At 42.6% G+C, this 12554-nt stretch carries 12 protein-coding genes and 1 other annotated feature (1 of these 13 running past the window's edge); of the genes, 2 read left to right on the forward strand and 10 right to left on the reverse strand.

Features of this window, described 5'->3' with window-relative positions:
* Positions 1-176 (reverse strand) — a binding site (T-box leader) (it extends 40 nt beyond the left edge of the window).
* Between the two features lie 88 nt (positions 177-264).
* Together JI665_RS07740 and rnz are read right to left on the reverse strand one after the other, a co-directional pair.
* Positions 265-810 carry a histidine phosphatase family protein gene (locus tag JI665_RS07740; protein WP_206838404.1) on the reverse strand — a complete coding sequence of 182 codons (546 nt, stop codon included), beginning with the start codon at positions 808-810 and terminating at the stop codon, positions 265-267.
* Positions 811-1749, reverse strand: a complete 939-nt coding sequence (gene rnz / locus JI665_RS07745; protein ID WP_206838407.1) for a ribonuclease Z — start codon at positions 1747-1749, stop codon at positions 811-813.
* Positions 1750-2084: 335 nt separating this feature from the next.
* Here rnz and zwf point away from each other — a divergent pair, with 335 nt between their 5' ends.
* Positions 2085-3587, forward strand: coding sequence for a glucose-6-phosphate dehydrogenase (gene zwf, locus JI665_RS07750; RefSeq protein WP_206838409.1), 1503 nt, complete (start codon positions 2085-2087; stop codon positions 3585-3587).
* Positions 3588-3692: 105 nt separating this feature from the next.
* Here zwf and gndA read toward each other — a convergent pair whose 3' ends face one another.
* From gndA to mce, 6 genes are all read right to left on the reverse strand, one after another.
* Positions 3693-5102 (reverse strand): NADP-dependent phosphogluconate dehydrogenase, encoded by a 1410-nt coding sequence (gene gndA, locus JI665_RS07755; protein WP_206838411.1) that lies wholly within the window; start codon positions 5100-5102, stop codon positions 3693-3695.
* A gap of 173 nt (positions 5103-5275) precedes the next feature.
* Entirely contained in the window at positions 5276-6574 is a 1299-nt protein-coding gene (locus JI665_RS07760) for a DNA polymerase IV (protein WP_206838413.1), read from the reverse strand.
* Between the two features lie 124 nt (positions 6575-6698).
* Complete coding sequence (locus JI665_RS07765; RefSeq protein WP_206838416.1) at positions 6699-7175, reverse strand: chemotaxis protein CheW; 477 nt, start codon at positions 7173-7175, stop codon at positions 6699-6701.
* 137 nt (positions 7176-7312) lie between these two features.
* Positions 7313-8425, reverse strand: coding sequence for a tripeptidase T (locus JI665_RS07770; protein WP_206838418.1), 1113 nt, complete (start codon positions 8423-8425; stop codon positions 7313-7315).
* A gap of 77 nt (positions 8426-8502) precedes the next feature.
* A complete protein-coding gene (locus tag JI665_RS07775) occupies positions 8503-10053 on the reverse strand; it encodes an acyl-CoA carboxylase subunit beta (RefSeq protein WP_206838419.1) in 1551 nt (516 codons plus the stop codon).
* A 3-nt stretch (positions 10054-10056) separates the two neighbouring features.
* Complete coding sequence (mce, locus tag JI665_RS07780; protein WP_206838422.1) at positions 10057-10467, reverse strand: methylmalonyl-CoA epimerase; 411 nt, start codon at positions 10465-10467, stop codon at positions 10057-10059.
* Between the two features lie 179 nt (positions 10468-10646).
* On the opposite strand from mce, the gene prli42 reads away from it, so the two are divergent.
* Complete coding sequence (gene prli42, locus JI665_RS07785; RefSeq protein ID WP_019380208.1) at positions 10647-10742, forward strand: stressosome-associated protein Prli42; 96 nt, start codon at positions 10647-10649, stop codon at positions 10740-10742.
* 193 nt (positions 10743-10935) lie between these two features.
* Here prli42 and JI665_RS07790 read toward each other — a convergent pair whose 3' ends face one another.
* Positions 10936-11463: a L,D-transpeptidase gene (locus JI665_RS07790; protein ID WP_206838425.1), complete on the reverse strand. Its 528-nt coding sequence runs from the start codon at positions 11461-11463 to the stop codon at positions 10936-10938.
* Between the two features lie 21 nt (positions 11464-11484).
* Positions 11485-12477 carry an aromatic acid exporter family protein gene (locus JI665_RS07795; protein WP_206838428.1) on the reverse strand — a complete coding sequence of 331 codons (993 nt, stop codon included), beginning with the start codon at positions 12475-12477 and terminating at the stop codon, positions 11485-11487.
* Between the last annotated feature and the right edge of the window lie 77 nt (positions 12478-12554).

Genomic DNA, 12554 nt, shown 5'->3' on the forward strand with positions numbered 1-12554 from the left:
TGAAAGCATGTGACTTTCCACTCGAAATATAACGGATTAACCGTCTTTTCTGCTATATTGCAGAAAAGAAAAGCTCCAAGATGAAATTCATCTTATCTTTGTGCCAGTTTCCACCATCCACTGGCTCTCTATAAACAGGGAGATAAGACTTAATAGAGTCTCTTCATAGCTTTTTAATATAATGTTTTAAAGTATAAGTGTGATTATATTATGCCTGCAGGAAACCGTCAATGCCAAATTTGAAAAATTCAATTTTTCAAGTCATTACTTTTCGTTCCAAATCCGCCTCCAAACCGCACCCTCACTATCTGCCTTAATTTCGAAAACATCCGGGTTGCTCATCTTCATAAGATGCTCGAAGCCTGCATTTTCATCGAAATAGCGCAGCAGCAAAGTGGATAAATTGCCATGGCTGACCAGAACGAAATGATTTTCTTTAGAAGCAATTAATTCACCCAGCAGGGAAGCAGCTCGTTCCATACCTGACGAATGGGATTCTCCACCTTCGAAAACCAGATCAAAATCGGAAAAGCTCAGCTTAAGCTTCTCCTGCCAATCATCAAAAAGAATGGAGCTAAGCACCCTTTCCCCCAAACGGCTTTCCTCAACAATCTCAAGCTTTCTCGACTGTGCGAGCGGCCGGATAGTTTCAATCGCCCGCACAAAAGGGCTTGAGTATATGCGATGAATTTCCTTGCCTTTAAAGAAATCAACTAGTTTTAACGCCTGTTCCCTTCCGCTTTCTGTCAATTTAGCGGAAAAAGGCTGGCCCTCAGCCTTTGCATGGCGCACGATATAGAAAGTTTTCAATTAATTCTCCTCTCCTTTATCAAGCGGTATATGAATTTCTTTAAAGTCCTCAGCCATTACCGTATTGGGGAAAATTGTCTGCGATTCCTTCACAAGCTGTTCCCAATCCTGGCGTTCATATCGTGAACTGATATGATTCAGGCAAAGTTTCCTTGCGTTCGCCTTGCGAGCGACTTTGGCAGCCTGCAGGGTTGTCGAATGAAAATAATCGTATGCAAGCTTTTCTTCCCCTTGCGAGAAGGTTGCCTCATGAATTAATAGATCAGCATGAGCAGCTAATTCAATTGCCGCATCACAGATTCTGGTATCTCCCAGAACCGTGATAATTCTTCCCTTTTGAGCAGGGCCCAGAAAGTTCTTTGCTTCCAGAATACGCCCATCCTCAAGCTCTATGTTTTCGCCATTTTTTATTTTCTTATATATTGGACCCGGTTTGATTCCCGCTTCGGCAAGCTTATCCGCGAGCAATGTTCCCGGACGGTCCTTTTCAGTGACCCGGTAGCCATATGAAGGAATCCCGTGCTCGAGCAAGCGCGCTTCCACCTTAAAGTCTTTTTCATCCAATATAGTGCCATCACTGATTTCAGCAACTTTCAAAGGGTATTTCAGGTATGTGCCGCTGACAGAGAGCGAGACTTCAATATATTCTTTCAGCCCTTTTGGTCCATAGAGAGTCACCTCAGTATCACCGCCCTGAAAAGAGCGGCTGGACAGCAATCCGGGCAAGCCATAAATATGATCTCCATGAAGATGGGTAATAAAGATTTTTTCAATTCTCCTCGGTTTAATGCTTGTATGTAATATTTGGTGCTGAGTAGCTTCCCCACAGTCAAAAAGCCAAATGCACCCTCTTTCATCCAGGAGCTTTAAAGCCATCGAAGATACATTCCTCAGTTTTGCTGGAATTCCCGCACCCGTACCCAAGAAAAAAACATCCATTGAAAAAAACAGCCTCCTTTCCGGCAGTTCGGATTAAAAACCTGTCAGGCCTTACCAGTTCGAATATAAACAATATACCATAGCATCCTCGGAATTCATTCTAAAACAATTGGTTTTTGTTTTATTTGACAGGATAGTTCCTGGCCTTTAGAAAGAAACTATGTTAAAAAGGACAAACTTAATATTTGCGAAAATAGCTTTAAACAGATACAATTTTATACTTGTACAGACGTTTTTTTTCGAATGCAATATAACAGCTTTTTCTAAAGCTGCTGGCGGACAAATGTCAGTCCAGCCTTACATACAGAAATTTGTCGAAAAGAGGTTCTAGAATCGTGAAATCAAACGAAAAACCGACCGCATTAATAATGATATTTGGGGCAACGGGGGATTTGGCAAAAAGAAAATTGTTTCCCTCACTTTACCGCTTGTACAAAAAAGGCAGGCTGTCTGAACGTTTCGCGGTAGTCGGGATTGCCAGAAGGCCGCTCTCGAATGATGAATTTCAGGCAAGTGTCAAAACCTCTGTTGAGTCAGCTATTAAAGATAATGGAGAACTTGATGATTTTATTTCTCATTTTTACTACCATTCGCATGATGTGACGAATTCAAGCTCCTATTTGGCATTAAAGAGTATGGCCGAAAAATTGGATACTCATTATTCCCTTGAAGGCAACCGCATTTTCTACCTCGCCATGGCTCCTGAATTTTTTGGAACCATCGCAGAGCATTTAAAAGCCGATGGCCTGACGGATGTGGACGGCTTTAAGCGTCTTGTCATTGAAAAGCCTTTTGGTCATGATTTGGAATCAGCGAAACAGCTTAATAAGCAAATTCGAAAAGCTTTTTCAGAAAATGAAATATACCGGATTGACCACTACTTAGGAAAAGATATGGTGCAAAATATTGAAGTTATCCGTTTTGCCAATGCCATTTTCGAACCTTTATGGAACAATCGCTACATCTCAAATATCCAGGTTACATCAAGCGAAGTATTGGGTGTAGAAGAACGCGGCCGTTACTATGAAAAAAGCGGTGCTCTTCGTGACATGGTTCAAAACCATATGATGCAAATGGTTGCCCTCCTGGCAATGGAACCTCCAATCCGGCTGACAACGGATGAGATCAGATCTGAAAAAGTGAAGGTATTAAGAGCCATGCGTCCGCTTGAAGGGGATCAGGTGAAAGAATACTTTGTCCGCGGCCAATATGGAAAAGGCCAAATAAACGGACAGGAAGTCCCCGCTTACAATGAAGAACCGATGGTGGATGAACAATCAAACACCGAAACTTATGTTGCTGGCAAGCTGATGATTGACAATTTCCGCTGGGCAGGTGTGCCAATCTACATTCGCACTGGAAAAAGAATGGCTGCAAAATCAACGAAAATTGTTATCCAGTTCAAGGATATTCCGATGAACTTATATTATCAGACTGAGCAAACGTTAAATCCGAACCTTCTGGTCATCCATATTCAGCCTGAAGAAGGAATTACCCTTTATTTGAATGCACAAAAATCAGGTCAAAACATGGAAGCCACACCAGTAAAATTAAACTTTGCCAACAAAGGCATCGATGATATGAATACGCCTGAGGCCTATGAAAGGCTATTATATGATTGCATGCGAGGAGACGCAACCAACTTTACCCACTGGGATGAAGTGGCCCTTTCCTGGAGTTTTGTCGACAAAATTTCCGACGTATGGGAAAACACTAAAGAAGGTGGCTTCCCTAACTACGAATCCGGTTCAATGGGTCCAAACGAAGCAGACCAGCTGCTTGAAAAAGACGGTTTCTTCTGGTGGCCAGTAACAGACCTTGATGTTGAACAATGCTAAATAATTTTCGACCCCCCTGCCGCGGCAGGGGGGTCGTTTAGTGAATGCCATAATTCAGCTTCCTGCAATACAAAAAAACAGCGCCTTTTGGACGCTGTTTTTATATTACTCCATCCAATTGGTATGGAAGATGCCTTCTTTGTCTGTACGCTGATAAGTGTGTGCGCCAAAGTAGTCACGCTGTGCCTGAAGAAGGTTAGCAGGCAAAGTTTCTGTGCGGTAGCTGTCATAATAGGACAGCGCAGCAGAGAAGCATGGTACAGGGATGCCGTTTTTCACAGCCGTACTGATAATTTCACGGGTAGCATCCTGGTAGCTTTCCACGATTTCCTTGAAATACGGATCAAGAAGCAGGTTCTTTAAACCAGGCTCACGGTCATATGCTTCCTTAATTTTTTGAAGGAATTGGGCACGGATAATGCATCCGCCGCGGAAAATCATAGCAATATCGCCGTATTTAAGATCCCATCCATATTCTTCGGATGCTGCTCTCATTTGAGCAAAGCCTTGTGCGTATGAGCAGATTTTGCTCATGTAAAGGGCTTTGCGGACACTTTCGATAAAGGCTTTTTTATCGCCGGCGAATTCCGATGCGGCTGGCCCGCGCAGAACTTTGCTTGCGTTGACACGCTCTTCTTTCATAGCAGAAATGAATCGGGCAAATACGGATTCAGTAATGATTGGAAGCGGTACACCGAGGTCAAGCGCACTTTGGCTTGTCCATTTGCCGGTTCCCTTTTGGCCAGCTGTGTCAAGAATGACATCTACCAGCGGCTTGCCGGTTTCATCATCTTTTTTCGTGAAGATATCAGCCGTGATTTCAATTAGATAGCTGTCAAGCTCACCTTTATTCCAATCGGCAAATACTTCATGAAGCTCCTCAGCAGTCAAGCCAAGCACATTTTTCAAAAGAAAATAAGATTCGGAAATCAGCTGCATATCACCGTATTCAATGCCGTTGTGGACCATTTTTACATAATGGCCTGCCCCATCCGGACCGATGTATGTTGTGCATGCTTCACCACTAACCTTTGCCGCGATATCTTGAAAAATCGGGGCAACCAGCTCGTAGGCTTCTTTTTGGCCGCCAGGCATAATCGAAGGCCCTTTTAATGCGCCTTCTTCACCGCCGGATACTCCTGTACCGATGAAGTGGATGCCCAGCTCGCTTAATTCCTTATTGCGGCGCTGTGTGTCCACAAAGAAGGTATTTCCGCCATCAATCAGAATATCCCCATTATCCAATAAAGGCTTTAACTGCTCAATTGTCGCATCTGTCGGACCGCCTGCTTTAACCATAAGCATGATTTTACGCGGTTTTTCCAGGGAATCCACAAACTCTTCAAGTGTATATGTACCTTTAAAATTTCTTCCTTCCACTTCTCTAAGCATCTCATCCGTTTTTTCACGTGAGCGGTTAAAAACGGATACAGAGTAACCTCTGCTTTCAATATTCATGGCAAGATTTTTGCCCATTACGGCTAAGCCGATAACACCAAACTGTGATTTCGTCATCTTTTTATTACTTCCCTTCTAGCCTTTATGCGTGTAATTGCTTGTTCAAAAAAAGCTTTCTTAAGAGTTTTTATGAACATTTAATCCAATAAAAGAATCCACTTTACTTTAGCAAGATTCCTATTCTTATTCAACTTTCCTGTCTTAGTTTAGCTTATAGCCGCCTGAAAAACTCATGAAATATCATCTTTTTCTTTTTTATTGCCCCTTTCAGGCATACTATGCAAAAAGTCTTTATTAAAGCTGGTATCAGTGCCGATTTTGGGGCGGGTCAATTTCATTTCCGAAAGTGCACCTGCATTGTCGATTATTTTAGTTCCGTATTTCTTGCGCAAAAGTTCCATTGTCTGAAATAACGGCTCCTTTCTGGCATCCTTTTCAAAACTGAATAGATCCAGCTGTTTAACCGCCTGTTCGGGATAAACAAGGTCTGTTCCTGTAATGCCCAGCAATCGTACTGCATTTCCATTCCAATGTTTTATAAAAAGCTCTTTTGCCATTTGATAAATATCTTTATCCTGCTGAATCGGATTCTTCAGTTTGCGGCTTCTGGTAATGGTTTTCCGGTCCTTATACCGAATGGTAATCCCCAGAGATACCGCCATTACTTTTTTCCTTTTCAGTCTGGAAGAAACCTGTGCAGCCAATTTTTCAAGCACCTGAAGCAGCTCTCTTTGATTTGAAACGTCCCTTGGCAGTGTAGTCGAATTCCCCACACTTTTAAATTCAGAAGCCGATTCCGGATCGACTTTTCTAAGATCTTGGCCATTAGCTTTTTGTTTCAGTCTCGGGCCATTGATGCCCAGGGCTGCTTTTAAAATAATTTCATCCGCTTTTGCCAATTCGCCGATAGTGGTGATGTTGAGATTTCTCAGCTTTTCCCCGGTTTTCTTGCCGACTCCGTGCATTTCTTCCACTTGCATTGGCCATAGAATATGCGGTACATCTCTTTTTCTGAGAACAGTAATCCCCATTGGCTTTTTCATGTCAGAAGCCATCTTGGCTAAAAATTTGTTGGGAGCAACACCGATGCTGCAGGGCAAATCGAGCTGCTGAAAGATCTGCTTCTGTATCGTATCGGCAATCTCTATTGGGCTCCCAAACTCATAGCTGTCTGTTATGTCCACATATCCTTCATCAATGGATACAGGTTCAACAAGGGAGGAATATTCGTGCAATATATCAAACATTCCCATAGAAGCTGCACGATATCTCTCAAAATTTGGCTTCATTATAATCAGCTGGGGACAGAGCTTTTTAGCCTCCCATAGAGGCATGGTGGTTTTTACGCCGAAGCTCCTTGCCTCATAGCTGCAAGTCACAATTATTCCGCGCCTCTCCTCCGGATTGCCTGCGATCGCTAAAGGCTTGCCCTTTAATGTGGGATCATAAGCCATTTCAACCGAAGCATAAAAACTATTCATATCAACATGGAGGATAACTCTCCCGTTTTTTGGATACATTTGTTTCATGCCGGCACTTCCCTGTAAAAATAATTCAATTCTATTTTAGCAGAAATTTTTCTTTTCTTTTATTAGAAGGATTTTATAAAAGCAAAAACAGAGAATCTTGATCCCCTGTTTTTATATTCGATCACTATGCTGTTGTGTGCTGCGTTTTCATATACTCCTTTATTTCCCTTATTCCTTCCAGAGATTCCACCAGCTTTGCAGGGTCGATTATGGTAATCAGCCTGCTTTCGATATTGGCTACACCTGTAAAATAATTGGTCTTTTGATAGGCAATCAAACCTGGCTGTTTCAGGCAGTCTGCTGGAATATCGAGAATTTCCTTGGCTTCATTCACTAGCACTCCGAATGATAGCTCGTCTGTCTGCAGCACGATCATTCTTGCTGAGTCGCTATCGGGCAGTGTCCGGCTGTAAAGAATTTCTTCAAAATCAACAACGGGAATTAGCTCTCCCCGGACTTTAACAATTCCTCTTACATGACTAGGCAAATGAGGAATCGGTGTAATGCCCTCCATTTTTTCAATTGATATAACAAAAGGAATGGGCGTGGCATACTCCTCATTTCCTGCACAGAAAACGACAGCTTTATTATTTTCAGTCATTCCATTTCCTCCTCGGAAACTCTTATGTATAGAACTAATATACCATAGCCATTATTTTCTAACTAGTGAGGAAACTAATTGAATTCAGTAATATAAAAAAGAGAACCGCATCGGGTTCCCTTTCTTTAAGCTTACGCTTAGACTTCTTCTATAATGGCAATAACCATTTCAGCCAATTTATTTAATTCTTCAATTGGCATGCGCTCATTGGTTGTATGAATTTCTTCATAGCCAACAGCAAGATTGACTGTAGGAATTCCTAAACCGGCAATAACGTTCGCATCGCTTCCGCCGCCGCTGTGAAGAAGCTCGGAGCTCCTGCCAATCTTGGCAGCGGCTCTGCGGGCTACCTCAACGACATGGTCGCCTTCGCCAAATTTAAAGCCAGGGTACATAACCTGAACATCCACTTCAGCTTTGCCGCCCATTTCTTCGGCAGCACTTTCAAAAGCTTCTTTCATTTTAGCTACCTGCTGTTCCATTTTTTCAGGAATTAATGAACGTGCTTCTGCTAAAATATCAACATGATCACACACGATATTCGTCTGCTGGCCGCCTTCAAAACGCCCAATGTTAGCCGTTGTTTCTTCATCAATGCGGCCAAGCGGCATTCTTGAAATCGCTTTCGCTGCCATAGTGATAGCAGAAATGCCTTTCTCAGGGGCTACACCGGCATGTGCTGTTTTCCCTAGAATAGCAGCTTTTACTTTTGCTTGTGTCGGAGCGGCAACGATAATATTTCCCACTTTTCCGTCACTGTCCAGTGCATAGCCGAACTTCGCTTTAACAAGTGAAGGATCGAGTACCTTCGCTCCGACCAGTCCGGATTCTTCACCAACTGTGATTATAAACTGGATAGTTCCATGAGCAATATTCTGCTCTTTCAGGACTTTAACAACTTCCAGCATAACAGCAAGTCCTGCCTTGTCGTCGGCACCCAGGATCGTTGTTCCATCTGTTACAACATAGCCGTCCTTAATGCAAGGTTTAATTCCTTTTCCAGGAACAACCGTATCCATATGGGAAGTAAAATAAATTGTGTCTGTTCCTTCTTTAGTTCCCTGCAGAGTGCAGATGAGGTTGCCTGCACCGTGTCCGGTCTGTGCAGTTGTATCGTCTTCGTACACCTCAACCCCAAGATCCCTGAATTTTTTCTTCAGGACTTTTGCAATTTGAGCTTCATACTTTGTTTCAGAATCAATTTGCACCAGTTCCAGAAATTCGTTTAATAAGCGTTCCTCATTAATCATTTATGTACAAACCTCCAAATTTAAGCTTACTAAGCAAGTATAACTCCAAAATTTTGGCACAGCAAATAAGGAATCATTTATAGCGGAATATTTCCATGCTTTTTATGCGGCCTGCTTTCTTTTTTATTTCGCAGCATTTCAAGCGCCTGAATGATCTTGATTCTCGTTTCTCGCGGATCGATGACATCATCCACCATGCCCCTGCTTGCCGCCACATATGGATTAGCGAACTTTTCTCTGTACTCCTCGATTTTTTGTGCTCTGGTGGCCTCGGGATCTTCACTATTCTGGATTTCCCTTGCAAAAATAATGTTGGCTGCACCTTGAGGACCCATTACGGCTACTTCCGCATTCGGCCATGCAAATACAAGATCTGCGCCGATAGATTTACTGTTCAGGGCAACGTAGGCTCCGCCGAAAGCTTTTCTTAAAATAACAGTAAGCTTTGGCACTGTTGCTTCTGAGTAAGCATAGAGAATCTTTGCACCATGCCGTATGATCCCGCCATGCTCCTGTTTAACACCTGGGAAAAAGCCTGTAACGTCCTCAAATGTAATAAGAGGAATATTAAAGGAATCACAGAACCGGATAAACCTTGCAGCCTTATCGGAAGAATCAATATCAAGTCCTCCTGCCATTACCTTCGGCTGATTGCAGACAAGTCCCACCGTTTCACCCTTGATTCGGGCAAGCCCGACTACAATATTCTTAGCAAAGTCACGCTGTACCTCCATAAAAGTATCTTTATCCACTACCTGTTCAATGACTTTTCGGACGTCATATGGACGAAGGGCATCAAAAGGAATGGCGTCTGTCAGATCCGGACGGTAATCATCGTCCTCATCCCGTTCTGACAATGGCGGTTTTTCCTCATTATTCTGTGGAAGGTAGCTTAAAAGACTTCGCACCTGCTCAATAACTTCCTCTTCGGACTCGCCTCTAAAGTGTGCGTTTCCGCTGATTGTGTTATGCACACGGGCACCGCCCAGATCCTCCGGTGAAATTTTTTCCCCAGTTACCGTTTCGATTACTTTTGGGCCAGTTATGAACATCTGGCTCGTTTTTTCCACCATGAAGACAAAATCCGTGATCGCTGGAGAATAAACCGCTCCGCCTGCACAAGGCCCCATAATGACGGAGATCTGAGGAATCACTCCTGAATAAATGGAATTCCGGTAGAAAATATGGCCGTACCCATCAAGGGAAACAACACCTTCCTGAATTCTGGCACCTCCGGAATCATTCAAGCCTACAAATGGAGCCCCATTTTCTGCCGCCAAATCCATTACATTGGCAATTTTTTTTGCATGCATTTCCCCAAGGGCACCGCCAAAAACAGTAAAGTCCTGGGAAAATAAGAAGATAGGCCGTCCGTTGACTTTACCATAGCCCGTTACAACACCATCGCCGGGGCCTTTTTGGTTTTCCAATCCAAAATCTGTGCTGCGGTGCTCAATAAATGGATTCAGCTCAACGAATGTGCCCGGGTCAACTAATAAATCGATTCGTTCACGGGCAGTCAGTTTCCCTTTTTCATGCTGTTTTTGTATACGCTCATCCCCTCCGCCCAGTTCGACTTCCCTGCGGCGGTCGTATAACTCATTTATTTTCTCATAGATGTCTGCCATGCTTTATTTCAATCCTTTCTTTTCACAAAATTCGTATAATATGCCGCCTGTTGATTTCGGGTGCATAAAGGCTACCTGGGCACCGCCAGCACCAATCTTCGGTTCATCCTGCAGCATCCTGATGCCCTGTTCCTTCATTTGATTAATGCGTTCCTGTATGCTGTCAACACCTAATGCTACATGATGAAGACCTTCGCCTCGCTTCTCTATAAACTTGGCAATTGGACTTTCTTCACTTGTCGGTTCCAGCAGCTCAAGTTTCGTTTCCCCTGCTTTAATAAAAGCAACCTTTACCCCTTGACTTTCCACTTCCTCAATTCCGAGAAATTCTAGCTGCAGCGTTTCAGTATAAAATGGAAGCGCTTCATCAAGAGACCTGACTGCAATCCCTATATGGTCCACCTTCTGGATCATCTGGTTTCCTCCTCATGGATGTCGGATATTATCAATTTCCCGCAGAATGCGGGCATATTTTAAGACTATTATTTAAATATTCGTTAAAAATGTCGAAAATCCTTTTAAAAATTGAGCGGTTGTTCAATTTGAAGATTCTTAGTAAAATAATAGTAAGAATTGGGACGAGGAGGAATAGAATGTCAAATAAGAAAATGACAAAGGTGATTGTTTATTTAATGATATTTGCAATGCTCGCATCTACACTCATTATGGGAATGTCGATGTTTTTATAACAGAAACTATGTAGATTTTTTCAGCTGCTGCCGATGGCCATTCCGGGCAGCTTTTTTTGTTTTATCCAACATATTTTTAACAGGTTATCTAATTTATCTAACATATTTTAGAATTTATTTTACATCTATAACACTTTCCAGTCATACAAGGCATTAAAAAACTGCATCCATTCAGATGCAGCTGTACATTCTTTTAATTATCTTTTTTTATTGCGCCGTATTCTCTTCCTAGTTCGTCAAAGTTTTTGGTCGAGGTGACTACTAAGATCTTTGTTCCAATCGGCACGGATTCATATAACGACTCGACAGCTTCATTCTGCAGTCTAATACATCCATTGGAGACATATCTGCCGATGGACGATGGATCGTTGGTTCCGTGAATGCCATAGATTCTGCCATCTGTTTCCTCTGCGTCAAACCCAATCCATCTTGACCCTAGCGGATTACGGGGGTCACCGCCTTTAATTTCCTTTTTCCTATAGTAAGGATCCGCTGCCTTTACAGTAACAGTAAACAGGCCTTCAGGTGTAAGATCATCCGTTTTCCCGGTTGCAGCTGAGATGACATTCTGGACATTATTATCCTGAATATACGCAACTTCATTAGTCCGTTTATTGACAATTAAAAATGGATCTCCTGGCAGCGGGTTGGGTCCCAAAGGCCAGATTGGGGAAAATGAAAAAAACATGATGGCCGCTGCAGCAAACTTCAGCATGATCATTCACGCTCCAATTCCTTTTCCTTAGTTTGCTTCTGCTGTCCTGTCTTGATTCATTTCCCTATCCTTTAATCCTATAAAAGAGCTTTTTATAATTAAATACTGTTCCATTTCTTTTACAAAGTGAAGCAGCGCAGCCCGTGCCTCAAATTCCTCTCTTGTCTTGGGGAGCTCCATATTTTCAAATGAAACTCTCATTCGGTATAATTTCTCCAGAAATTGAATGGCCGTATTCCCTGGATGAATGTGGTCCGATAACTCCTCAATAAAGTCAGCAATCATCTCCCCCTGTTCAACAGGCAATGCAATGGACGTAACACTTGGAAGAACACGCTCAATAATCTCAAATTGTTTTTCCCTCATTTTAAAATAGTGATAATATAAATTATCATTCCTTCGGAAATGGTTTTCGACATCTCTGAAAGCCAATGTTTTTGCCTTATCGATCAATTCCATCGTTTCAGTGATTTCTCTGCCATCCCAGCTGCTTTCATGCGTGCGCAAATACTTCACGATTTCATCAAAGATTATCTTAAAGTTATCCTCTATCTCGAGTCTATACTCCTTAAGCTTCGATTCCAGACTGGGCATATAGAGGTTTGCGATGAGCGCCACACCAATACCGACAGTAATAATGCCCAGTTCATTCAGCAGGAGTTCCTTTGAAACTTTCCCTGCAGAATAAATATGCAGAATAATAACGGAGCTTGTCACTATCCCATCACTGGCCTTTACCATGACAGCTGCGGGGATAAAAAACAAAAGCAGCAGTCCAATTACAAGCGGATGGTAGGCAATCCCCTCAAAAAACAAGGAAGAAAACACCATTGCCATTAAGCAGGCAAAAAAACGGTCCCATGAAGCGCGCAGAGACTTTTTCTTCGTTACTTTTATGCATAAAATAGTTAAGATTCCTGCAGAGACAAAATTATCAAGCTGCAGCATTTGTGCAATCATAATGCTAATGGAAGTTCCCACGGCAGTCTTGATTGTCCGGTAGCCAATTCTGTACTTCATTTAGTCAAACTCCTATATTCATTTGCCCGCATCAAATTATAAGAAGGCTGTTAGTTTTGAGAAAAGCGAAAGAGAAG

Source organism: Bacillus sp. NTK034, assembly GCF_017303275.1.
In the GTDB taxonomy this organism is placed as follows: Bacteria; Bacillota; Bacilli; order Bacillales; family Cytobacillaceae; genus Cytobacillus.

Bases quoted from the DNA above. Each gene is read 5' to 3' on its own strand.
- JI665_RS07775 (WP_206838419.1), bottom strand. From the start codon at position 10,053: ATGGCAGACATCTATGAGAAAATAAATGAGTTATACGACCGCCGCAGG.
- JI665_RS07795 (WP_206838428.1), bottom strand. From the start codon at position 12,477: ATGAAGTACAGAATTGGCTACCGGACAATCAAGACTGCCGTGGGAACT.
- JI665_RS07760 (WP_206838413.1), bottom strand. From the start codon at position 6,574: ATGAAACAAATGTATCCAAAAAACGGGAGAGTTATCCTCCATGTTGAT.
- gndA (WP_206838411.1), bottom strand. From the start codon at position 5,102: ATGACGAAATCACAGTTTGGTGTTATCGGCTTAGCCGTAATGGGCAAA.
- JI665_RS07790 (WP_206838425.1), bottom strand. From the start codon at position 11,463: ATGATCATGCTGAAGTTTGCTGCAGCGGCCATCATGTTTTTTTCATTT.
- rnz (WP_206838407.1), bottom strand. From the start codon at position 1,749: ATGGATGTTTTTTTCTTGGGTACGGGTGCGGGAATTCCAGCAAAACTG.
- prli42 (WP_019380208.1), top strand. From the start codon at position 10,647: ATGTCAAATAAGAAAATGACAAAGGTGATTGTTTATTTAATGATATTT.
- JI665_RS07765 (WP_206838416.1), bottom strand. From the start codon at position 7,175: ATGACTGAAAATAATAAAGCTGTCGTTTTCTGTGCAGGAAATGAGGAG.
- JI665_RS07770 (WP_206838418.1), bottom strand. From the start codon at position 8,425: ATGATTAATGAGGAACGCTTATTAAACGAATTTCTGGAACTGGTGCAA.
- mce (WP_206838422.1), bottom strand. From the start codon at position 10,467: ATGATCCAGAAGGTGGACCATATAGGGATTGCAGTCAGGTCTCTTGAT.